Genomic DNA, 23,134 nt, shown 5'->3' on the forward strand with positions numbered 1-23,134 from the left:
CGGATAAAAATTTACCCTATTTTAGCCTATTGGTTGGTATTAATTACAACTTTTTATGTAATTCCAACGTGTATAATCTCTTTGGTATAGCCTCCCATAATACAATACATAATCACCTACGCTGTATGCTTTGTTTGAAGCATAAGTAGATGCAGTATCGCATAAATCTTCTTCTTTAGGTGCAGGATTATCTCCTCCACCATCTGTAGACGGATAAGCAGCATTCGTTCCTTGTATATCCAATGAGGATAAACGGGCTTGTCTTTGAGGCAATGTATTCCCACTACGATCAGTAATGGTTGGCTGTCCGTTTTTACTAAACGTATAGCTACCGTACATCATAATAGAATTCACATCAAAAGAACCCGTAAGAAAAGTTGCCGAAGTACTCTTATAGAACTGGTCTTGGGCATTAGATTGGATATTCTCTGTTTTAATAATAATATGATTATCTCTATCTGACCTATTCTGTTCGTGAATATACCCTAATGTATGACCAAGTTCATGAATGATAACCACTGCTGTAGCACGAGTACCTAATTGAATATAGCCACCAGAATTGTACATCCCTAAGGTTGCAACTCCAGAATTACTATTAGACCCCGAAGAAGAGATGGTTACGTAATTAGATTGATTGGTGCGTTCTTTAAAAACAACATTGGTCTTGCTAGACCATTCATCAAAAGACTTTTGCAACTCACTTTTTACGCTAGAGCTTAAACCATTAATTACATAATAGACAGTATTATTTGTCCATTTTCTAATTCCTCCTGCCAATGCCAGACCGGAAAGCTCTTCGCCCGGAATAGGATTTGGGTTATAGGTATCAGGAGAATCTGCGAGTTGATCTTCAAATAATCGCGCATCGGAACCAGCTAAACTGTAGGTGCCATCATCTTCTAAAGATACTTGCACGGCATCACCCATGAAATATTTAGTGATAAATTCTGCATCTTGAATATCTTGATTTGCCGGAACTTCCGTTTGGGGAACTAGAGAAGTTTCGGCATCAAGTTCAGTAGTATCATCGGAACAGGAAATTACTGCCAATGTACTTACCGCCATTAAAAGCATAAGACGAGTAGGAAACGTTTTGTTTTTCATTTTTTTCATTTAGTGTTCATTTTAAGTTTTGGGGCCAAAACTCACATTTTATGTACGGAAATAACCACCAATTCGGTCGACGAATGGTAATTATTATCGATGAAATGCACTAATTAAAAATTTAAAAAAACGGAAATACCTCTCCTACCCCAATAGAATCAGGAAAAAATTAAGTGTTAAAAGATATAGGAATTAAACCGTTTTAATACCTTCTTTTAAGATTTGACCAAAACGGTACATGTCTTCAAATGAACAATAAAAAGGTGCCGGAGCTAAACGAATCACATTGGGTTCACGCCAGTCCGTAATGACGCCATTTTTCATTAAGTAGTCAAAAAGTGGCTTTCCTTGCCCGTGAAGAAAAACGGACAACTGTGTACCTCTATCTTTAGGCGTAATAATTTCGAAAGAAGTCCCATCCATTTCCGCTTCTATTTCTTGAAGAACGAACTCTAGATAAGCTACAATACGGTCTCTTTTGTCAATTAAAGCGTCCATACCTACCTCTTCAAACATCTCCAAAGAAGCTAAATAAGGAGCCACAGATAATACAGGAGGATTACTCAACTGCCAAGCATCGGCATTTGCCATGGGCTCAAATTCCGGTTTCATCAAGAAACGAGTTTCCTTTTTGGTCCCCCACCAGCCTTCAAATCTTGGAATATCTTTCTTATTCAAATGACGTTCATGAATGTATACACCAGAAGCATTACCAGGACCGCTATTCATATATTTATAGCTGCACCATGCAGCAAAATCTGCATCCCAATCGTGCAATTTCAATTCAATATTACCTGCACCATGAGCCAAATCCCAACCTACATTGGCCCCAACAGCCTTACCTTCTTTGGTTATTGTTTCCATGTCAAAAACTTGACCATTGTAATAATTTACTCCACCAATAAGAACTAGAGCTAGCTCATCACCTACTTCATTTATCTTTTCAATAACATCTTCGGTACGCCAGAAGTTTTCACCTTCTCTTTTCTTTACCTCAACCAAAGTATCCTCAGGATCAAGACCATGATGTCTCACCTGACTTTGTAACATATATTGGTCCGAGGGAAATGCTTTTTCTTCACAAAGAATCTTGTAACGTTTGCTTGTTGGTCTGTAGAAGGTAACCATCAATAGATGTAAGTTCACCGTAAGTGTATTCATAACTGAAACCTCTTCCGTCTTTGCTCCCACCACTTTTGCCAATGGGGCTGCTAACCGCTCATGATAATCCCACCAAGGCTTTTCTGAATGAAAATGACCTTCTACAGCAAGATTTTCCCAATCTGTCATGACATCATCAACAAATTTCTTAGTCCGTTTAGGTTGTAACCCGAGAGAATTTCCTGTAAAATAAATAACCTGTTTTCCGTTCACTTTAGGAAAATAAAATTCATCACGATAGCTTCGTAGTTTATCTTCGCCATCTAGTTTTTGGGCAAACTCTAAGGTGTTCTCGAATTTCATAAGGCAGTTTTTATCAAAAATACAATTTAGGAAAGGATATTTAAACTATTGAAGCGCTACTTTAGGTTAACAATTCTCATCTCAACAATGTGTGCTTTAAAACCTACTTTCTCGTAAGCTCTAATAGCTCCTGCATTATCATCATAGACGGTAAGGCGTATTTCAGAAATACCTTTTGATTTGGACCAGTCCTTTAGTGCTTCTACCACCTTTTTATTTAGTCCTTGCCCTCTAAAACTAGCATCGGTATACATAAAACCTAGATAGCTATATAGTTCATGATCAAGATATGGCTTGCCTTTCTTAATTTGTGCATAGCCGGAAGCAACGAGTTGTCCTTCGTGTTCAATTACCACAACCTCTGCATCATCACTTTTAATCAACTCACCCAAATCATAGTAACTGATAGGGTCTTCTTTTAGAGTTGGGTCAAAAGGTCTTTCAAAAGCAATGATGCCTTGTTCAAATTCTAGTAAAGTATCTAAATCACTCAATACTGCGCTTCGCGTAATAAATTTACTCATAGTTTCTACAGGTCTATTCTACGGTTAAGAAGTTCTAAAATACTATATATTTGCACAAATTACAGGTCATGCATTTCTTATCTTCAGATTTAGAGGATTACATTCAAAATCACTCAGAGAACGAACCCAAATTGCTTCAAGAACTTACTAGGGAAACACATCTTAAAGTAGTGCGCCCACGTATGCTTACAGGTCATTTTCAAGGAAGGGTACTTAGTGTGTTATCAAAAATAATCTATCCTAAAAATATTCTTGAAATAGGTACTTATACAGGCTACTCTGCCCTTTGCCTTGCAGAAGGAATGCAAAAAGATGGTGAGTTACACACCATAGATATTAACGAAGAGCTACAAGATATTCAAGAACGCTATTTTTCCCGTAGTGCATACAAGAATCAAATCGTACAACATATTGGTGATGCCAAAAATATCATACCAAAACTTGAAACTACCTTTGACCTTGTTTTTATTGATGCTGAAAAAAAGGATTACCCTGATTATTTTGAACTGGTCATGCAAAAGACTCGGTAAGGTAGTGTTATACTATCTGATAATGTATTATGGTCCGGTAAAGTAGTTGAGCCTGTAGATAAAAAAGATAAGGTGACACCTATTCTGCTGGACTTCAACAAAAAATTAAAAGAAGACCCACGAATAGAAACAGTATTACTACCTATTAGGGATGGCTTAACCCTAAGTAGGGTGCGATAAGGCGAACGTAGAGCATATAGAAAAGCCACGCCGAGAAAACACCTACTGATGATCCCACAATAATATCTATTGGAAAATGCACGCCAACAAAAATACGGCTAGACACAAATAATATTGGCCAAATATAGAACAGCCAGCACCATTTAAAACGTCTTCTTAAAAACAGCACTACAATAGTAGTTACCGAAAAAGAACTGGAAGAATGACCAGAAAAGAAACTAAAGGTTGAAGAAGGTTTAAGAATACGAATCAACGTATTTATATTCTCGTTATTATTGGGCCTTGTACGTGCCACGACCTCTTTGGTCAAGTCTGTTATAGTTGAAACAAAAAACAACATTAACAAAATAGTGATGACCACAAAGACAGCTTCTTTCTTTGGGTATTTTAAAAAAATTAAAACGAGAAATAAAATAAAAAGGGGAATCCAAGTGGAGAAATGGGTAACTATAATCCAAAATTGATCATAGTCTTCAATGCCTAAATTATTGAGGTAAATAAAGGTTTCCCTATCCCATTCTAAAATACGATCAAGCAAACCTAACTTCTTTTGATGCTTCCAGTAACATCATCAACGCTTTTCTTAACGTCGCTTACTCCTTTTTTAAGGTCATTACCGATTCCTGAAGTAATATTATCTTTAACATCATCAATGTCCTTTTTGATGTCCGTAATAAAGCTGGTATCTATACCCTGCTTATCTGCACTCTTTTGAATTTCTTGTTTAATATCTTCTGTGGCGTCTTTTAATTGACGCATACCTTTGCCTAGCCCCTTGGCTATGCCGGGAATCTTATCGGCGCCAAAAACCATTACCACGATGAACATGATAAAGAATATTTCACCTCCGCTAATGAATAAAAAGTACAATGAATACATATCACAAATATAATAAAGTTTACATAGAAAGACCTGTCAGGTTAAGAAAACCTAACAGGTCTTTTTGTGATATTAACAAAAATTTATTTGCCTTTAACGGCATTTTCTTTCATCTTCTCGAAATCCGATTTCTCTTCTTTCTTAGGCCATGCGTTATTAGACGTATCAATGTCCGCAGTTTCAGCCTTTGGATCAACAACAATACCAGTAAGTTTTGTCTGTGAAGATATTACCACACTCACTTCTTTATCATTCTTTCTCCATATTTCTGGTGGATAAGTTATGTTTTTAGTAGTCCCATCTGCATAGGTGTACTCTACAATTAATGGCATTGGTATACCACCTTGGCTTATCATAAGTAACCTCATAGAAATATTTAGGCTCCTTAACAGCTGCTCTTTCGTCTGCTGTTAAATTATCCATCATAAATTCTTTAAGCGACTTTGAATTCTCAGAAGGTGCTTTATCCTTTAAGTTAGGATCTAAATCTTCACTTCCTTCTTCAGCCAAATAAACTAATGGAGGTAAATCTTCTTCAGAAATACCACGAACAGCCATATACTCTTGCATCTTTTTGCTTGGCTTGTCCGTTACATAGTATTTTTTAATTCCTTTTACCCCTATATCCACAAAATCCGTAGTATAGAACCATCCTCTCCAATACCAATCTAAATCTACTGCAGAAGCATCTTCCATAGTTCTAAAGAAATCTTCTGGAGTTGGGTGTTTAAACATCCAACGGTGAGAATATGTTTTAAAAGCATGATCAAAAAGCTCTCTCCCCATTACAGTCTCACGTAGAATATTTAAGGCTGTAGCTGGCTTACCATAAGCATTAGGACCCAACTGATAAACGTTTTCTGGATTTGACATGATCGGTGCAAGCGTACTCTGATCTCCTGCCATGTAAGGAACAACTTTAGATGGGTCTCCTCTTCTTGAAGGATACTTATCGTTTGGCGCAATTGCTTCTGGAAATTTCTCACCAAATTCCTGTTCCGCCATAAATTGCATAAAAGTATCTAGACCTTCATCCATCCAACCCCACTGGCGTTCGTCAGAATTAACGATCATAGGAAAAAAGTTGTGACCTACTTCGTGAATAATTACACTGATCATACCATATTTTACACGATCGGAATACGTACCATCTTCGTTAGGACGACCATAGTTCCAACAAATCATAGGGTACTCCATACCTTGTTGTTTGGCATGTACCGATATTGCTTTTGGATAAGGGTAATCAAACGTATGTGACGAGTATGATTTTAATGTATGTGCTACCGCTTTAGTAGAATATTCTTCCCATAATGGGTTACCTTCTTTTGGGTATAACGAAACTGCCATAACATCTTTGCTGCCAACTTTAACGGCCTGCATGTCCCAAATAAATTTTCTTGAAGTAGCGAAACCGTAATCTCTTACGTTTTCTGCTCTAAACTTCCATGTCTTTTTCTTTTCAGAAAAACCTTTTTCTGCCTCTTCGGCTTCGGCTTGGGTTACGATTACAACAGGTTTGTCATATGACTTCTTAGCTTGTTCGTAACGCTTCATCATATCCTTTGAAAAGATATCTTTTCTATTCTGAAGTGTTCCCGTAGCATCTAAAACGTGATCCGCAGGTACGGTAATATTAACATCGTAATCGCCAAAAGTAAGAGCAAATTCTCCGCTGCCCCAAAACTGATGGTTCTGCCAACCTTCTACATCACTATATACTGCCATTCTTGGAAAGAATTGTGCAATAACATAGGCGCGGTTGCCATCTTTAGCGAAATATTCAAAACCAGAACGGGCTCTGTTTATGGTATGATCAGGAATGTTATAATTCCATTTTATTGAAAATGAAATCTGTTCTTTACTTTTCAACGGCTTTGGAATATCAATACGCATCATAGTTTGATTGATGGTATACTTCAAAGGTTTTCCGTTAGCATCTTTCACATAATCTATATTGAAACCGCCATCAAAAGGCTCGGTCATGTATTTCTGTGCGAAAGTACCGGCAGGCTCTGCCATTGGTACACCACCGCCATTACGCAAAGGAGATTTTGAGGTTTTAGCACGTACGTTCTGATCTAATTGCAACCAAAGGTACTCAAGGTCATCTGGTGAGTTGTTGGTATAGGTAATAGTTTCTGTACCAAAGATTTTTGCGTTTTTATCGTCAAGCTCGATATCCATCTTATAATCAGCTTTTTGCTGATAATACTCGGGACATAAGGTGTACCCGATGCTGATCGATAATTGTTAGGAGTTGCGAACTCTTCGTATAACTGTTTGAATTTACTTTGATTGTAATGGCCTTGGTTCCTTGTCTGCGTTAACGCCTTCTTGTGCCATTATTACGCTGGCGAATACAAAAAGTAACGAAGCTAGACAGTACTTTAATTTGTTCATATATGTTTGTGGTTTTAATCGCTGAAAATTAAAATAATTTAAGGAATAGTTACCTAGATGTTATAGTTTTAACATTCCTTTAGTACGAGATTTGACTAAAACAAAGCTCTTTTTATCTTTTCCTACCTTGAAGTGCACTACGTTTTGTTGTTCATCAAACAAATCGGTCAAAACTTCATTTTCAATCTGAATGGTTTTTAATGTTGCTAAATCAACATTGGGCACCTCAATATAAAAGATGACTACATCTGCATCGTATTTCTTTCCTATATAATTATAAGAGGCATTGGCACCGTTTACTTCCACTACAAATTTGGCCCGCAGGTATTTCTCTAGGTATTCATCGGCCAATGGCGATTCTTCCTCTGTAGCTAACTTAGATTTCACATCATACCGCTCTTGAAGTAGCTTATCTAGATCATCTATAAAAACACGAGAAGTGATTTGTAACGCCTTGTCTTTTTCTGAATAATTGACATTTGTTACGCTTACGTAAAACTTATGAGCTGCCGTAAAGGCAACCAATGGAAGTACTAGTATTACAAAAAACATTTTTAAAGACTTCATAAACTGATTTTCTACTACAAAAATAGGCAAATGTTATGCCAAAAACAGTATTAGTCCAACCCGTTGTTTTTTCTGTAAACTAGACTTTTCTGTGACATTAACTTATATAACGAAGCCATGTCACCTGCGTTTGCGAGTTCCTTAAAATCAGCATATACCATACAGTAGTTCAAGAAATCATTAATTTTATGCTCGGGAATTTTCAGGGTATTCATAAAACGAAATCCGTAAAAAATAACCGTATCTCATCTATTTGCCCAACCTCTTTTTCCAAAGTCGCATACTTTTTTAAATCTTTGGTCTTTCCTGAGATATCTTCGGACAGTTTCACAATTTTCAAATCGAATCGCACCTTCATCGCTAAAGTAATGGTATCATAACCCGTAACTAGGTTTAGGTATTTATTTAATCTAAAAGTTTCACCCATTCCTTTACGGTTAATTGCCCTTTTGTTTTCTAAACCCAATGAGCGCGCCGTAATTATTGAACCAACAGGAACTCTATTTAAATCCCTACTCATATCTCCCGTTAAACTATATGGGGTTACCACTACCTCCTCTAACTGAGTCAAAACTTCCTCTAAGGGAACTACCAGTAATTTACTTCCTAAAATAGCTGTTGTAACTACTATTTCTTTCTTTTTGAATTGTACGGCCGAGAAAACCAAAGTGTCATTAAGATGAACTTCAATATCAAAAAAACCATCGGCAGTTGTAATTGTGGCTCTATTTGAGGTTGTATTCAACACATGTGTGGCAGAAACATCACCATTCTTGCTATATACACGACCTTCTAATGAAACTTGGGCTTGAGACATGGTTCCCACCATTGCCATAACACTCACAGAAAATAATCTTTGTAATGGTCTCATATGGTATTATTTTGGCAATTAACTATATAATTAATTGCTTTATCACCTATCTAACCTACTCTTCCCCTTCATAATTTTTAAGGTACACAACACTCTTCTTCCTCATATAACCCCATATTTTTATTCTATCATGGGTATCTACAATTTGTTGAAAAGCGGCATCTACTTCGCAGAAGTACATAAATTCTTCAATCTTATCTTGGGGAATTTTTAGCTCGGTAGTATAAAGAGAATCCACATAAAATTCTCGTACCCTTTGGGTTCGGGCATATTTCTCATTCCGCTTTAGGCGAGCTTTCAACATTTTCTTACGACCGGTAATCATATTAATTAACGGGTCAAAACTTGTGTATGGGTTTGCGGTAGCAGCCTGAAATTCGCGCTCTGCTTTAGTCATGGGAACCACATAAGCATTAGGCAACCCTAAAGTGGAGGCGGTAATAACAGGCTCCGTTCTCAAGGTTTTAAGGTCACTTGCTATATTGCCCGAAAGATTATAGGGCATTACCACAACCTCATCCAATTCTGTCAGAGATTCTTCTAGTGGTATCATTAGAAGTTTGCTTTCAAGAAGACTAGGCGTAATTACAATTTCCTTGCGTTTATATTGCACGGCAGAAAACACCAAGGTATCATTAAGCTTAGCAACAATAGTAAAAAAACCATCAATGTTCGTAATTGTAGCCTTTTTAGTGGTTGTATTTAAAACGTGAGTTGCGGCCACATCACCATCTTTACTAAAGACGCGGCCCTGAAGTTCATCAGAAAAGAAATCTTGAGCGGATAGACCCGTCAAGAGAAAGAAAAAAATATAAAAAGAAGTTTATTTCTCTTCATTAATTAATTCTCGGTACGCCTTGCTTTTGTTAACCAAAAAATCGATTAGCTCAAATTCGTTTTTCTTTAAAAGCAATGCATATTCAGGTTCGTGGGTATCTAAATATATTAGAAAATCATCTATAGAAGCTTGAGGCAATTTAAGATCGGCTACAAAAAACTCATCATCATATACCTGTCTTAATACTTGACTCATTTTCATACGTGGCTTCTTTTCAGCAGTATCTCCTTTACTTGCTTTAGCCAACGCCTTAAATATATTTACAAAATTAAGTCCGTCTTTCATTCCCCTTTCAGATTCACTTAGGGCTATATTTTCTACTTCGGTAGAGCGATCAATATCATACTCAACCTTTTTAAATTCTTCATTCTGCAATTTTAGGAATTTCTCCTCATTCTCTGGGCTTACGACCACCTCATCCAATTCAGTAACCTTTTCGTTCACTTCAACTACCAAACGACCATTTTTAATAATTTCTTCGGTAACTTTAAGTACTTCCAAATTATAGTTCACTGCTGTAAAAGCCAATTCATCACCAGCTTTAACCATTATAGCAAACTGTCCTTCTTCATTAGATATCACTGCAGTTTCTGTAGTAATATTTATAACGTTCTCATTAGGTACACTTATATTTCTGTACAATACCGTACCACGCAATAATTGGCGATCATCATCTTGGGCGGTTACAGATAAGAAAGTAAAAAGAACACATATTAGGGTAGGGATAATCTTCATTTGGTTGTTTTATAAGTAGTCTTGTAAAAGACGTGGTTTTTTAAAATCAATTTCAGGGCAACTTTATAAGGAGTACTTTCGTACAATAAAATAGAGTTACCAGTTTTTTAAATTAAGTGGTTAAAGGAAATACATGTTTTGGTCTTAAAAAAACCACGGTGGCTAAACTTTTGTTAATTCGTAAAATAACTAAAATCTATGTTGTAACTACCTCATTACTAATACCCATAATCCTTTTAGCTAGACTTACACGTAGTTTGTCTTGTTAATTTAGATAAGTTCCAATATAATTTTATTTTTGTTTACCCTAAAATTTTAAATCGCAATTGTATGCAAAAGCGCATCTCGATACCGTTATTCTTTATCGGTTTTTTCCTCATCAGTTTTGCTCAAGCTCAAGTAAAAATAGGTGATAACCCACAAGTTATTGACCCAAGCTCTATTCTAGAACTCGAGAGTTCAGATAAGGTATTGGTCATTACAAGAGTAGATTCAGAACAAATGGCAACCATTGTACCCAACCGTGGTGCCTTGGTCTATAACACTACAGCAGATTGTGTCTATTATTATGATGGTACAGCGTGGATTAGTATGTGTGAAGGTATTGATGGCGGTGCTCTTACGGCTTTACCTATCGAAAATGACGAAAGTACTATTGTAATTACCCCTACTGCGGATGGTAACAATATAGAAATAGCTCCTAATAGTATCTCTAGCGATCAAATATTAAATGGAGGTATTAATGGTGTAGATATACAAGATGGATCTATAGGCAGAGGAAAATTAGCTCCTAATGCCGTAGATAAGGCAAGAATTGCTGAAAATGCAGTTGGTCCATATGCTATTGATCGGGATAGTCTTGGTTTAAGCTTCTTTAATAATGATGCTGGTTTTATTACCGGTGCCAATATAGTAAGTGCCGATGCCAATAATGCTATTGTAATTGGAAGTGATGGTGGTGCCCTTTTTGATGCTACAACAATAGAAACCAGTATTGCGACCAACGCTGCTGCGATTGCTGCGGATAATGATAATAGTCCTACCAACGAATTACAAACCTTAAACCTTACTGGATCCCAACTTTCTATAAGTGGTGTTGCTGGTTCTGTTAATTTGCCTACGGCAGATGGATCAGATACTAAGATAAATCCTGGAAACAACGTAACCATTCAAGGAAATGGTACGGACGCCACGCCTTATGTAATAAATGCTACCGCAGTTGATGGAAGCGTTACGAACGAATTAACAGATTTAGATTTTGACTTAGCAACAAATATTCTTAGCCTTTCCAATGGCGCTACTGTTGCCGGAAGTAGTGTAAATTTAAGCTCTTTAGCAGGTGGCGGAACTACAGCACAAATATCCTCTACTACGAGTATTACAGTTGCAGGAGATGGTTCTGCGGCAACGCCTTATGAATTAACCGCTGTTGGTGGAGGTGGTGGAAGCACTGAAGTAGCAGACGGAACAACAATTACAGGTATTGGTACCGCTGGAAATCCTTTTAAAATAGAACCTTCAGCTACTACTGGACAATATTTGAGTACTGATGCCACTGGTGTTGTATGGGCTGATTTGCCTCCTAGCGGAGCATCCGCTCTTTTTGATGCTAATACGATATCAGGAGCGGGAATTGCTGGTGACGAGTATACTGTTGCTGATGGTGCCATTTCAACAGACAAAATTGTAGATGCTAATGTTACACCTATTAAAATAGAGCCTTCAACTACTAACGGACAATATTTAAGTACAGACGTTACTGGTGCCGTAGTTTGGTCTGATCTTCCACCAAGTGGAGCGTCTGCTCTTTTTGATGCCAATACAATTTCAGGTACTGGTCTTATTGGTAATGAATATACAGTAGCTGATGACGCTATTAACTCTGCTAAAATAGAAGATGCAACCATTGAATTAATAGACATTAACCAAAATGGAGCTGCTGATGGTGATGTAATTAGATGGGAAGAAGATTCTACTTCTTGGATTGTTGAAGCTGCCCATGGCGAGCATTCAGGAACTCCTATGTCACTTTTTTACGCAGATGCTACTACAGGTTTACCAACAACCGCTTTTAATTCAAATAATGGTGATATGACTACAGCACCTAGTCTAATTTGGGACCAAAGCAAAAGAATTAATAGTGGTGCTCTAGGGATTGGCATAGATGGCGGTCCTTTTGGAGATTATGCAAAAGTACAGATAATGGAAGGTGGACCAGATGCACTTTCATTTCCTCTTCAAATTCAAAAACGAAGTGGTGCGCCAAATACAGCATCGGGTATCCTTTTTGCGGTTGACTCGGAAAATCCACATGGAAAAGGGTCTTTAGCATTCGAAAGAACAGGAGCTTGGGGTGTTGGTGATTTTCACTTTCTTCAAAATTTAGATGGAGTAGTATCAAACCCAACATTAACAGACAAAAGCTTTAGTATATTAAGTAACAAAGACATACAACTATACGGAAATGTAATCGCTCAAAATGGCCCATGGTGCTGTTGGACAAGTATTGACGACTGATGCTTCTGGTCAAACTGTTTGGGGAACCGGTGGAGGTAGCGGAACAGATGAACAAAATATTGAAGGCTCTGTATTAACAGACCAACTATTAACCATTGGTATTGAAAATGGTACAGGGCAAGATGTAGATTTATCAAGTTTTGCTACTGAAGTAGAATTAACAGCAGCTGTTGCTGCATCAGCTGAACTTCCTACAGGCGGAGCAAGTGGAAACGTTTTGTCTACAGACGGTGCTGGTGTGTATTCATGGATTGCAGCATCAGGAGGCCTTGCTACTGTAACTACCTCTGCTTCATTTACAGGTGACGGTACTGCAACTTCTGAACTGGATATTGCCAATGACGTCATTACTACAGATGAATTAGCCATTGATGCTGTTATCGAAGAAAATATTTTAGACGAAGCTGTGACATCTGCTAAAATTGCAAACAATACTATTGCGATTGAAGACCTTAGCCCAATGGGAGCTGATACAGATGGACAAATATTGAAATGGAACAATACCCTTACGACTTGGGAAATTGGCACAGATGACGGTGCAGCTGCTTCCACTCCCTATACAGCCGGAGCAGGACTTGATTTATCTGCAACTAATGTATTTAGTGTAAATGATTTAGTAGGCGATGTAACAGGCCCAACTTCAGCGACTGTAATTGCAACCGATGCTATTACAGCAGATAAAATAGCTACGGGAGCAGTAAATACTGATGAGATTGCAGCAGGAGCAGTAGTAACAACCAGTATTGCAAACAATAATGTAACTCCAGATAAAATTTCAGAAGGAGCGGACGGAGAAGTTTTAACAACTGATAGCTCTGGTGATGTAGTTTGGGCACCAGTAAGTGGAGCCAACCTTTCAACAACAAATTTAACTCAAACCGAAGTCATAAGAACTTATGAAATAGGAACAGGGCAATCATTAGTATTTACCGGTCCCGGGAGTGTAGGCTTCGGAAATGGTGCAAACCCTCCTTTAGACAAATTTCACTTTGCCGGAGAAGTTAGAGTAGAAGGAGTAAATTCAGCTGGTGGTACTGTTGGTGCGCCTGCTTATAGTTTTAGCACTTCAGATGATGGTAATACTGGCATGTTCAGACCTGCGGCCGATGAAATCGGTTTTAGTGTTGGGGGTGTAGAGGCTTTGCATATTGAAGAAGATGGGAACTTAACTAATGTAACTGTTACCGGAGCATTTTCAACTAAAATAAGACGAGAAAACTCAGGAGGAGCAATTACCATTGCGGACGATGACCATACTGTAATAATAATTTCAGGAACCTCTGTTAACTTACCTGCTCCTGCAGCTAATACAGGCAAAATATATATATTAAAGAATTCAACAGGAGGGCCAATCCCAATAGATTCATATCGAACTTCCAATGGAATTGCAAGTATAAACCTTAATGCCGTTGTGCTTCAATTACAAAGTGATGGTGTAGAATGGCAACAAATCAACTAAGTAAAATGACAAAGCACATCTTATACATAGCGGCTCTAATTTTGGCATCGGGCGTACAGGCACAAGAAGCTTTGTACAATACCGGTAACCTCCGTATTCATGAAGGTGGTGTCATGGGCTTTCATACCGATCTAATTAATGATGGTAGTTTTGATGAAAATCTGGGCTTAGTCGGTTTCTACGGAGATAACCTTCGCAGCATTAGTGGTAGCTTTCCCGCTACGCTATATGATGTAGAGTTTGTAACAGGTTCAGGAACAGTTTTACAGAACGCTTTAAACGTACTGAACAATGCCAACTTCGTTACTGGAGATGTAATTACCGATCGGGCACAACCTGCTTTATCACTTAACTTCTTGGCAAATGCTTTCCCCAATGGACAAAGTAATATTAGTAAGGTAGACGGGTACGCGAGTGTAAACGATCAGCAGAATTTTATTTTTCCTGTGGGAGATACGGAGCAATTACGACCGTTAATATTAAACTCAGAAGGCATTAATACTTTAGCCAGATGTGCCTATTTTATAGAAGACGCTAATAACCCTACTACCCTACCGGGTTCATATAATACAAATAATAAAGATACCCAGATTGGCGATATCAGTACCATAGAATTTTGGCACTTAGAAGGTTCCGTACCTTCTAGCATACAACTCTCTTGGAACGAACGTAGCAACATTGGCCTTCTAACCAGTGATGTTAACGAGATTGCCATTGTAGGTTACAGTAAAGCTACCAACCGTTGGGAAAGCCTTAATGGCTCAGCACCTGCAGGAGATTTAAACGAAGGCGTTGTAGCTTCCGGTTCTTTTATTCCGGATGACTATGAAGTACTTACGTTTGCCGCCATGGGTGAACCTAGAGATTTTTTAGAGCTAGAAAACTATTTTGTTTCTCCTAACGGAGATGGCATTAATGATTTTCTTGAGATTCCAGAATTGGCGTTATCACCTAACAACTTTGTACAGATCTATAACCGTGAGGGACTCAAGGTTTTTGAAAAACAAAACTATACGGATGAGTTCAACGGACTTTCCACACAAAATAATTTTGTCATAACAAGAGATCAAGGCCTTCCTTCTGGGGTGTATTTCTATATTGTTACACTAGACGATTTGGACCTTGAATTCCAAGGATTTTTATATTTGGCGAACGATTAATTAAAAAAGAGACCACTTAGGTCTCTTTTTTTACCGTTCATCGATCTTTTATACTTCATTTTACTTTTACAGAATTTACCTACAACTATTTTCCCTTGTAACACTACAACTTCCCTTCACTTCACAACAAATAGTGTGCATTTCATCGATCTGACTTTAACTTTACATAAAAAAAGTTAAAGAGGCTCTGATTTACAATGACATGTCAGGGATTTACATTTTAAGTTTAAAACATATATCTAAGCTTAAGCCGTAATTTAATTGGATTCTAAAATTGAACATTAGACTACTTGCCCCCCACAAGGAAACCTTTCACACGAATCTAAAATTTTCTTTAAAGCTATTTGAGCTTATTTTTTGAATGTCATTTTCAAAGAATAATTATAACCGACCTACCATTTGTTCTCAAAAATAAATGGTTATAAAATTGAAAATTAATATGAAAAACGTTCCCCTCGTCGTTCTCTTGTTTTTAACGCAACTCGCGTTTTCACAAGTAAAAATTGGAGATAACATTAATCAGATTGATGCGGCCTCGTTAATGGAACTAGAAAGTTCCACTAAAGTATTTGTGGTTACGCGGGTTACCAATGCCCAAATGAACAGTATTACTCCATTAAATGGGGCACTGGTCTTTAACACCGATCAGAATTGCCTGTTTCAATACAAAGGTAATATTTGGTCCAGTCTATGTGTAAACATTGCTGCTGGGGAAACCATTACCGCCTTATTGGATAATAATGATGGTACGGTAACCTATACGAATGAAGCGGGTATTTCTGCTATAATTTCAAAAGCAAACTTAGTAGACAATCTAGATGGTAGCTATACTTTTAGTAATGGTACTAGCGCAATAAACTTTGTTGGTACGGACAACCAAAATTTGGAAAATGCCAATTTAGATGCTACTACTTCTATTTTAAATATTGATATCGAGAACGGAAATAGTACCACTGCAGACCTTTCTGCTTTGGAAGAATCTGCAGATATCACTGCAGTTCAAGACGATGTTGATGCAAATGAAGCGGATGCAGATGCCGCACTACTTGCTGAAATTAGCAGAGCTACAGCTGCCGAAACAAATTTACAAGCTGATATTGACACAAACGAAGCTGACGCCGATGCTGCAATTTTAGCCGAAACAACTAGAGCTACTGCTGCTGAAACTACCATCCAAAATGATGTAAACCAAAATGAGGCAGATGCAGATGCAGCCATCGCATTAAAAGAAAATGCCGCAAACAAATCGACTGACGTTACCCTTGCCGATGCCACCGATACCAAGTTCCCAACGGAACTTGCGGTTAAGACCTATGTGGACGGACAAATTGCCGCAACTGCAGATGACGATATTACTGCTGCGACTATAGATGCTGCCAGTGTTTTGAAAATTGACGAAGGTGCTACCTCGATTACCGTTGACCTTTCCGATTTGGAAGAATCTGCAGATATTATTGCTGTCCAAAACGATGTTGATACAAATGAAGCCGATGCGGATGCGGCTATACTTGCCGTTCAAAACGATGTCGATACAAACGAAGCGGATGCGGATGCTGCAATTTTAGCCGAAACAACCAGAGCTACTGCCGCTGAAACTGCCATCCAAAATGATGTAAACCAAAATGAAGCAGATGCCGATGCTGCCATCGCATTAAAAGAAGATGCCGCAAACAAATCGACTGACGTTACCCTTGCCGACCCAACCGATACCAAGTTCCCAACAGAACTTGCCGTAAAAACTTATGTGGACGGACAAATTGCCGCCACTGCAGATGATGATATTACAGCAGCGACTATAGATGCTGCCAGTGTTTTGAAAATTGACGAAGGTACTACCTCCGTGACCGTTGACCTTTCCGCTTTGGAAGAATCCGCCGACATTACAGCCGTTCAAGACGATGTAGACCAAAACGAAGCAGACGCTGATGCTTCAATTTTAGCAGAAACTAACAGAGCAACTGCTGCCGAAACTGCTATCCAGAATGATGTTGACCAGAACGAAGCTGACGCGGATGCTGCAATTTTAGCCGAAACAACTAGAGCTACTGCTGCTGAAACTGCTATCCAGAATGATGTAAATCAAAATGAGGCAGACGCGGACGCGGCCATCGTATTAAAAGAAGATGCCGCAAACAAATCAACTGACGTTACCCTTGCCGACCCAACTGATACCAAGTTCCCAACGGAACTTGCGGTTAAAACCTATGTGGACGCACAAATTGCCGCCACTGCAGATGACGATATTACTGCAGCGACTATAGATGCCGCCAGTGTTTTGAAAATTGACGAAGGTGCCACTTCCGTTACCGTTGACCTTTCAGCTTTAGAAGAATCTGCGGACATTACTGCCGTTCAAAACGATGTTGACCAAAACGAGGCCGACGCGGACGCGGCAATACTCGCAGAAACAAACAGAGCAAAAGCCGCTGAAACTGCTATCCAGAATGATGTTGACCAGAACGAAACAGACGCTGATGCAGCAATACTAGCTGAAACCAACAGAGCAACTGCTGCTGAAACTGCCATCCAGAATGATGTAAATCAAAACGAAGCAGACGCCGATGCAGCCATCGCATTAAAAGAAGATGCCGCAAACAAATCGACTGACATTACCCTTGCCGATGCTACCGATACCAAGTTCCCAACGGAACTTGCCGTTAAGACCTATGTGGACGGACAAATTGCTGCTACCGCAGATGACGATATTACTGCAGCCACTATAGATGCTGCAAGTCTTTTGAAAATTGACGAAGGTAGTACCTCGGTTACCGTTGACCTTTCCGATTTGGAAGAATCTGCCGACATTACTGCCGTTCAAAACGATGTTGATGCAAATGAAGCCGACACTGATGCAGCAATTTTAGCAGAAACTAACAGAGCAACTGCTGCCGAAACTGCTATCCAGAATGATGTTGACCAGAACGAAGCTGACGCGGATGCTGCTATTTTAGCCGAAACAACTAGAGCTACTGCTGCTGAAACTGCCATCCAGAATGATGTAAATCAAAACGAAGCAGACGCCGATGCTGCCATCGCATTAAAAGAAGATGCCGCAAACAAATCAACTGACATTACCCTTGCCGACCCAACTGATACCAAGTTCCCAACAGAACTTGCGGTTAAGACCTATGTGGACGCACAAATTGCCGCCACTGCAGATGACGATATTACTGCAGCGACTATAGATGCCGCCAGTGTTTTGAAAATTGATGAAGGTGCCACTTCCGTTACCGTTGACCTTTCCGATTTGGAAGAATCTGCAGATATTACTGCAGTTCAAAATGATGTTGATGCAAATGAAGCCGATGCAGATGCCGCAATTTTAGCAGAAACTAACAGAGCAACTGCTGCCGAAACTGCTATCCAGAATGATATTAACCAAAATGAAGCAGATGCCGATGCTGCAATTTTAGCAGAAACAAACAGAGCAACTGCTGCCGAAACTGCTATCCAGAATGATGTAAATCAAAATGAGGCAGATGCAGACGCAGCCATCGCTCTTAAAGAAGATGCCGCAAACAAATCAACTGACATTACCCTTGCCGATGCCACCAATACCAAGTTCCCAACAGAACTTGCGGTAAAAACTTATGTGGACGGACAAATAACACTCTATGCAGATGACGATATTACTGCAGCTTCAATCAATGCCTCAAGCGTTTTGAAAATTGACGAAGGTGCTACCTCCGTTACCGTTGACCTTTCCGATTTAGAAGAATCTGCGGATATCATTGCAGTTCAAGATGATGTTGACCAGAACGAAGCCGATGCCGACGCTGCCATCGCTTTAAAAGAAGATGCAGTAAACAAATCGACTGACGTTACCCTTGCCGATGCTACCGATACCAAGTTCCCAACGGAACTTGCCGTTAAGACCTATGTGGATGGACAAATTACCGCCACTGCAGATGACGATATTACTGCTGCGACTATAGATGCTGCAAGTGTTTTGAAAATTGACGAAGGTGCTACCTCCGTTACCGTTGACCTTTCCGCTTTGGAAGAGTCTGCCGATATTACTGCTGTTCAAAATGACGTTGACACAAACGAGGCTGACGCGGATGCGGCTATACTCGCTGAAACAAACAGAGCAACAGCTGCCGAAACAGCTATTCAAAATGACATTGATGCAAACGAAGCCGATGCAGACGCGGCCATCGCATTAAAAGAAGATGCCGCAAATAAATCAACCGATGTTACTCTTGCAGATGCTACAGACACCAAATTCCCAACAGAATTGGCCGTTAAGACCTATGTGGACGGACAAATAGCAGCAACTGCCGATGACGATATTACAGCGGCAACTATAGATGCTGCCAGCTTATTAAAAATAGATGAAGGAGCCACTTCAGTAACCGTTGACCTTTCCGATTTGGAAGAATCTGCGGACATTACTGCCGAAACAAATAGAGCAACTGCTGCCGAAACCGCTATCCAGAATGACGTTGACCAGAACGAAGCTGACGCCGATGCTGCAATTTTAGCCGAAACAACTAGAGCTACTGCCGCTGAAACTACTATTCAGAATGATGTAAATCAAAATGAGGCGGATGCAGACGCAGCCATCGCTTTAAAAGAAGATGCCGCAAACAAATCGACTGACGTAACTCTTGCCGATGCTACCGATACCAAGTTCCCAACGGAACTTGCCGTTAAGACCTATGTGGATGGACAAATTACCGCCACTGCAGATGACGATATTACTGCAGCGACTATAGATGCTGCAAGTGTTTTGAAAATTGACGAAGGTGCTACCTCCGTTACCGTTGACCTTTCCGCTTTGGAAGAATCTGCAGACATTACTGCCGAAACAAACAGAGCAACTGCTGCTGAAACCGCTATCCAGAATGACGTTGACCAAAACGAGGCAGACGCCGATGCTGCAATTTTAGCCGAAACCAACAGAGCAACAGCCGCTGAAACTGCTATTCAAAACGATGTTAACCAAAATGAAGCAGACGCCGATGCTGCCATCGCATTAAAAGAAGATTCCGCAAACAAATCAACTGACATTACCCTTGCCGACCCAACTGATACCAAGTTCCCAACGGAACTTGCGGTTAAAACCTATGTGGACGCACAAATTGCCGCCACTGCAGATGACGATATTACTGCAGTGACTATAGATGCCGCCAGTGTTTTGAAAATTGACGAAGGTGCCACTTCCGTTACCGTTGACCTTTCCGATTTGGAAGAATCTGCAGATATTACTGCAGTTCAAAATGATGTTGATGCAAATGAAGCCGATGCAGATGCCGCAATTTTAGCAGAAACTAACAGAGCAACTACTGCCGAAACTGCTATCCAGAATGATATTAACCAAAATGAAGCAGATGCCGATGCTGCAATTTTAGCAGAAACAAACAGAGCAACTGCTGCCGAAACTGCTATCCAGAATGATGTAAATCAAAATGAGGCAGATGCAGACGCAGCCATCGCTCTTAAAGAAGATGCTGCAAACAAATCAACTGACATTACCCTTGCCGATGCCACCAATACCAAGTTCCCAACAGAACTTGCGGTAAAAACTTATGTGGACGGACAAATAACACTCAATGCAGATGACGATATTACTGCAGCTTCAATCAATGCCTCAAGCGTTTTAAAAATTGACGAAGGTGCTACCTCCGTTACCGTTGACCTTTCCGATTTAGAAGAATCTGCCGATATCATTACCGTTCAAGATGATGTTGACCAGAACGAAGCCGATGCCGACGCTGCCATCGCTTTAAAAGAAGATGCAGTAAACAAATCGACCGATGTTACCCTTGCAGATGTTACGGACACAAAGTTCCCAACTGAACTTGCCGTTAAGACTTATGTAGACGGACAAATTACAGCTACTGCCGATGACGATATTACAGGAGTTACCATAAATACTTCAAGCATATTAACAATTAGTGAAGGTGGAACTTCAGTAACAGCTAACCTTTCAGCTTTGGAAGAATCAGCTGATATTACCGCAGTTCAGAATGATGTAAATCAAAATGAAGCCGATGCAGATGCCGCTATTTTAGCGGAACAACTAAGAGCTACTACAGCAGAAACTACGCTTCAAAACAATATCAACTTAAAAGAAGATGCCAATAATAAATCTACGGACGTAAATCTTGCTGACGCCTCTAATACGAAGTTCCCAACAGAACTTGCAGTAAAAACGTATGTTGACAGTCAAGTTGGAAGTGTAAATAGCCTCGCAAACGGCAATATTTTTGTTGGAGACAATAGTAATATTGCACAAGGAGTTGCGATGAGCGGAGACGCTACCCTATCCAACACCGGTGCTTTAACCATTGAAACCGATGCAGTTACCGCCGCCAAAATAAATAGTGATGTTGCAGGCAATGGTTTATCACAAAATGCTACAACTGGAGCGTTAGAAGTAGATGCCCTGAATATTTCAGATTTAGTTACGGGTAATAAAATTGCAACCATAACGCAACCTGACGCCTCTACAGTGGCTATTAATGAAACTATAACCTCATTTGCAGAAGTTTCTGGAAACAGAAGTATTCTACGCTTTACTAATGAGGCAAATGGAACCGATGATGTTACCAGTGTAGTAAGAAGCGTAAACGGGGTTGTGCCAGCCGCAAATGGTAATGTTGCCGTAATCCTTTCCAGTACGTCAACAGGTCTTGAAGTTAATCTTCCTTCAACCGGTGTAGATTCAGATATCTATATCGTTTCCGGGGAGTCTGGCTTAACGGCAGATAGAAATGGAGTTGCTTTTATTTATGATGATGTTACAGGATGGCAAGAAGTAACTACCGACCTTTCTACAAACGATGCTAGGTATTTGAATGTAAACGGAGATGCCATGGCAGGAACGTTGTCTATGGCCAGTCATCCCTTAACTAATTTATTAGACCCTTCCAACGCCCAAGATGCAGCCACTAAAAATTATGTTGATGGTTTAGCTACTGGAGATATTACTTCTACGGACTTAACTGTTACCAACGGAACCGATTCTGCTTTTAAGGATGTTACCTTAACCATTGCCAACGGTGCCGTAACTCCCTTAAAAATAGCTGCAGGAGCCAATAATCAATCATTGGTAACAGATAACACAGGAACAGTTTCTTGGATAGATTCCAGCACTTTTAACCACTTTGGAACAACTGGTTCTGTTTTCTTTGCAGGCCCTACAGGAACTCCTATTGAAGATAACGACCAATTATTTTGGGATAGCGCAAATAACAGATTAGGTATAGGCACAAATACCCCAACACACAAATTACAAGTTACAGGCCAAGTTAGAGCTACTTCATTTGCGAATGCAGATGGAACAGCCAATAGTCCTTCGTATCGTTTTAATAGTGATGGAGACACAGGGATGTATAAAGAAGGTACAAATGAGTTAGGATTTTCCACCAACGCAACAAATGCGATACTTATTGATGCCTCTCAAAATGTAGGTATTGGAACAGTTACACCAGACGAAAGTCTTCATGTAGCAAATAACATGAGACTAGACGGTAGTTTTGAAGACAAGGATGGAGAAGCTGGAACAGCTGGCCAAGTACTGTCATCAACAGCAACTGGCACAGATTGGATAGACGCTCCTTCAGCAGACCCAAAAATCAGTACTGATGCTGGAAATAGCGTTACCGCAGGTACAGACGCGGGAGTTTTCTATAACAGTCCTATCAAAGCTTTTGGTAAAATTTCTTCGGCGGGAACGGTTATAAAATCAACTCCCGGAGTTACTGTCACAAAACTGGCTGGTTTGGGTCACTACCAAGTTACTTTGGCCGCAGGTACAACAGCAGATTCAGATTATATTATTCAACTATCACAACCATAAGAGGTGGTGCTGGAAATGATGACATGGAATATCATATAGTAGCCAAACCACTACAACATTTGAGGTAATCATAGGAGATAACGATAATGGAGGTACGGA

14 protein-coding genes and 2 pseudogenes are annotated in these 23,134 nt (G+C 39.5%); 5 read left to right on the top strand and 11 right to left on the bottom strand.

Annotated features, from left to right (window positions below; translation table 11 throughout):
• Window positions 1-39: 39 nt before the first annotated feature.
• From Q5W13_RS03425 to Q5W13_RS03435, 3 genes are all read right to left on the bottom strand, one after another.
• Window positions 40-1,104: a M12 family metallopeptidase gene (locus tag Q5W13_RS03425; RefSeq protein ID WP_304445377.1), complete on the bottom strand. Its 1,065-nt coding sequence runs from the start codon at window positions 1,102-1,104 to the stop codon at window positions 40-42.
• Window positions 1,105-1,296: 192 nt separating this feature from the next.
• Window positions 1,297-2,568, bottom strand: coding sequence for a kynureninase (kynU, locus tag Q5W13_RS03430; protein ID WP_304445378.1), 1,272 nt, complete (start codon window positions 2,566-2,568; stop codon window positions 1,297-1,299).
• Window positions 2,569-2,624: 56 nt separating this feature from the next.
• Window positions 2,625-3,092, bottom strand: coding sequence for a GNAT family N-acetyltransferase (locus Q5W13_RS03435; RefSeq protein WP_304445379.1), 468 nt, complete (start codon window positions 3,090-3,092; stop codon window positions 2,625-2,627).
• Window positions 3,093-3,160: 68 nt separating this feature from the next.
• Here Q5W13_RS03435 and Q5W13_RS03440 point away from each other — a divergent pair.
• Window positions 3,161-3,802, top strand: a pseudogene (locus Q5W13_RS03440) (O-methyltransferase).
• Here the strand turns inward: Q5W13_RS03440 and Q5W13_RS03445 are convergent.
• The 8 genes and pseudogenes from Q5W13_RS03445 to Q5W13_RS03480 all read right to left on the bottom strand — a co-directional run bounded on the left by Q5W13_RS03445 (window position 3,768) and on the right by Q5W13_RS03480 (window position 10,092).
• Window positions 3,768-4,340, bottom strand: coding sequence for a phosphatase PAP2 family protein (locus Q5W13_RS03445; RefSeq protein WP_155597578.1), 573 nt, complete (start codon window positions 4,338-4,340; stop codon window positions 3,768-3,770). The pseudogene Q5W13_RS03440 and the gene Q5W13_RS03445 sit on opposite strands and share 35 nt — an antisense overlap.
• Window positions 4,341-4,342: 2 nt before the next feature.
• Window positions 4,343-4,681, bottom strand: a complete 339-nt coding sequence (locus tag Q5W13_RS03450; protein ID WP_155597579.1) for a Sec-independent protein translocase subunit TatA/TatB — start codon at window positions 4,679-4,681, stop codon at window positions 4,343-4,345.
• Window positions 4,682-4,764: 83 nt separating this feature from the next.
• A pseudogene (locus tag Q5W13_RS03455) lies at window positions 4,765-7,081 on the bottom strand (M1 family metallopeptidase).
• 60 nt (window positions 7,082-7,141) lie between these two features.
• The gene (locus tag Q5W13_RS03460) at window positions 7,142-7,648 is read right to left on the bottom strand and encodes a DUF6702 family protein (RefSeq protein WP_304445380.1); all 507 of its coding nucleotides are present in this window, start codon (window positions 7,646-7,648) and stop codon (window positions 7,142-7,144) included.
• Between the two features lie 50 nt (window positions 7,649-7,698).
• Window positions 7,699-7,863: a hypothetical protein gene (locus tag Q5W13_RS03465; protein ID WP_304445381.1), complete on the bottom strand. Its 165-nt coding sequence runs from the start codon at window positions 7,861-7,863 to the stop codon at window positions 7,699-7,701.
• Entirely contained in the window at window positions 7,860-8,519 is a 660-nt protein-coding gene (locus Q5W13_RS03470; protein WP_304445382.1) for a peptidase associated/transthyretin-like domain-containing protein, read from the bottom strand. The genes Q5W13_RS03465 and Q5W13_RS03470 overlap by 4 nt, the downstream gene beginning before the upstream one ends.
• A 55-nt stretch (window positions 8,520-8,574) precedes the next feature.
• Entirely contained in the window at window positions 8,575-9,315 is a 741-nt protein-coding gene (locus Q5W13_RS03475) for a carboxypeptidase-like regulatory domain-containing protein (RefSeq protein WP_304445383.1), read from the bottom strand.
• 27 nt (window positions 9,316-9,342) lie between these two features.
• Window positions 9,343-10,092 carry a BamP family beta-assembly machinery protein gene (locus tag Q5W13_RS03480; RefSeq protein WP_304445384.1) on the bottom strand — a complete coding sequence of 250 codons (750 nt, stop codon included), beginning with the start codon at window positions 10,090-10,092 and terminating at the stop codon, window positions 9,343-9,345.
• A gap of 330 nt (window positions 10,093-10,422) precedes the next feature.
• Here Q5W13_RS03480 and Q5W13_RS03485 point away from each other — a divergent pair, with 330 nt between their 5' ends.
• The 4 genes from Q5W13_RS03485 to Q5W13_RS03500 all read left to right on the top strand — a co-directional run bounded on the left by Q5W13_RS03485 (window position 10,423) and on the right by Q5W13_RS03500 (window position 23,035).
• Window positions 10,423-12,609, top strand: a complete 2,187-nt coding sequence (locus Q5W13_RS03485) for a phage tail-like protein (RefSeq protein WP_304445385.1) — start codon at window positions 10,423-10,425, stop codon at window positions 12,607-12,609.
• A complete protein-coding gene (locus Q5W13_RS03490; protein WP_304445386.1) occupies window positions 12,572-14,068 on the top strand; it encodes a hypothetical protein in 1,497 nt (498 codons plus the stop codon). The genes Q5W13_RS03485 and Q5W13_RS03490 overlap by 38 nt, the downstream gene beginning before the upstream one ends.
• 5 nt (window positions 14,069-14,073) lie before the next feature.
• Window positions 14,074-15,228, top strand: coding sequence for a T9SS type B sorting domain-containing protein (locus Q5W13_RS03495; protein WP_304445387.1), 1,155 nt, complete (start codon window positions 14,074-14,076; stop codon window positions 15,226-15,228).
• A gap of 439 nt (window positions 15,229-15,667) precedes the next feature.
• On the top strand, window positions 15,668-23,035 hold the full coding sequence (locus Q5W13_RS03500; protein ID WP_304445388.1) for a phage tail-like protein: 7,368 nt from the start codon (window positions 15,668-15,670) through the stop codon (window positions 23,033-23,035).
• The last annotated feature ends 99 nt before the right edge of the window (window positions 23,036-23,134 follow it).

It is taken from the genome of Zobellia laminariae, from assembly GCF_030553095.1.
In the GTDB taxonomy this organism is placed as follows: Bacteria; Bacteroidota; Bacteroidia; order Flavobacteriales; family Flavobacteriaceae; genus Zobellia; species Zobellia laminariae.